The sequence below is a fragment of the Haloquadratum walsbyi J07HQW2 genome (genome assembly GCF_000415985.1).
Classification (GTDB): Archaea; Halobacteriota; Halobacteria; order Halobacteriales; family Haloferacaceae; genus Haloquadratum; species Haloquadratum walsbyi_B.
In genome coordinates this window covers 33423-34916 of the sequence record NZ_KE356561.1, presented here as the reverse complement: position 1 = coordinate 34916, position 1494 = coordinate 33423, and the positions used below count along the sequence as shown (strand labels likewise).

Genomic DNA, 1494 nt, shown 5'->3' with positions numbered 1-1494 from the left:
TCCAAGCTGGTAGGCAAGCACCCGACACACCCCTCGTTTCGTCTGTTCTTGTCCCAAATACACGCCGAGATGCCAGATTATGGTTCAGATTCAATCGACTCACGAGTCTCCAGCACGGTTCTGGGATCCAGTGTTAGCTCGTATTGGTAGTGGGCACCGCCCGCCCGACCCTCGTTTCGCTCAGTTCGCTCAAGAAATCCGAGCATTGTCAGGTCAGCGAGGTGATTCTGGATACTCTTGAGCGTCGTCAGAGGATTATGCTTCCAACCTCTCGTTACTTTTTCGTACATCTGTTGGACTGCCTTTGACCGTGCTGGTGCTTGTCCATCTGCTTCAAGTTGCGCGAGCGCCTCAAGAATGAGTTGTCCGTGCATAGTCTGATCTCGGAGTTTGTTTTCTACCCGACCGCGTTGAACCCGCTGTGCTGCTCGCTGTACATGTGTATCGACAATCATTTTATCACTATCCTCCTCGGCAATATCCCCACTTTCCCGGAGTAAGTCAATCGCCTGTCTGGCACTCCCGGTATCCTTTGCAGCCTTTGCAGCAGCAAACCTGATTGCAGACTCTTCGTACGCTTCCTCGGCAAGTGCGTTCTCGGCGCGGGTTGAAAGAATAGATCGAAGTTCATTCGCATCGTATGGTGAAAAGGCGATTTCCTTCTCCATGAGCGTATCTTTTACTTTCGGGCTGAGTGATGAACGGAAAGTATAGTTATTGCTAATACCGATCACGCCGACACGGGCATCAACGAGAGTGCCATTTGCCCGCGCTCGGGGGAGTTCATACAGGAGGGTATCAGCATCGTCAAGATGGTCGATCTCATCAAGCACGAACAGGAAGGTCTCTCCAACACGATCCATCTCCTTGAACAGCGTTTCAAGCGCATGTGATGTCGCAAGTCCGGTCTCAGGAAACTGTTCGCGGCTATTATCACGAATGCTATTGATAAGCGAGCGAACCGTTTGGTAGACAGTGTCGTCATTACAGTTTCGGGAGTGAACCTGAAGATCATCAGCTGCATCTCGGCGCTTTACTTCTGTCTGGAGTGCATCCAAGATATACTCAGTTACCGCTGTCTTCCCAACGCCTGTTTTACCATAAATAAATACGTTTGAGGGATTGCGTCCGAATAACACATCCTTGAGTGCCGTCCGATATGCGTCGATTTCATCATCTCGTTCAACAATAACATCCGGGCTGTGCTCCTCCGAGAGAATCGATTTGTCTTTGAATAACGTCTCTGTCATTTCCGCGAACAGGTCTTCACTCATTTGATGATTATATGCTTAACAACTAATTATATAAGTACATCGTTTTATCTGTTTACTCTGTTTCGTATGTTTTGTGTGTACTAACTGTGTATTTGAAAATCGGCTGGTTGATCTGTCCCGTGCAGCACAATTGTCTGTTCGGAAGCGATATCTCGCACTGAGTCTCTCAAGATCGAATCTCCCTACCCGTCGATTCGTGCAGAACAGACGAAACGAGGGG

1 protein-coding gene is annotated in these 1494 nt (G+C 48.9%); it reads right to left on the bottom strand.

All coding sequences use genetic code 11. From position 1 onward, the window contains the following. Nucleotides 1-77 precede the first annotated feature (77 nt). Nucleotides 78-1274 carry an orc1/cdc6 family replication initiation protein gene (locus J07HQW2_RS00210; RefSeq protein ID WP_021053113.1) on the bottom strand — a complete coding sequence of 399 codons (1197 nt, stop codon included), beginning with the start codon at nt 1272-1274 and terminating at the stop codon, nt 78-80. Nucleotides 1275-1494: the final 220 nt, after the last annotated feature.

Bases quoted from the DNA above. Each gene is read 5' to 3' on its own strand.
- J07HQW2_RS00210 (WP_021053113.1), bottom strand. From the start codon at position 1,274: ATGAGTGAAGACCTGTTCGCGGAAATGACAGAGACGTTATTCAAAGAC.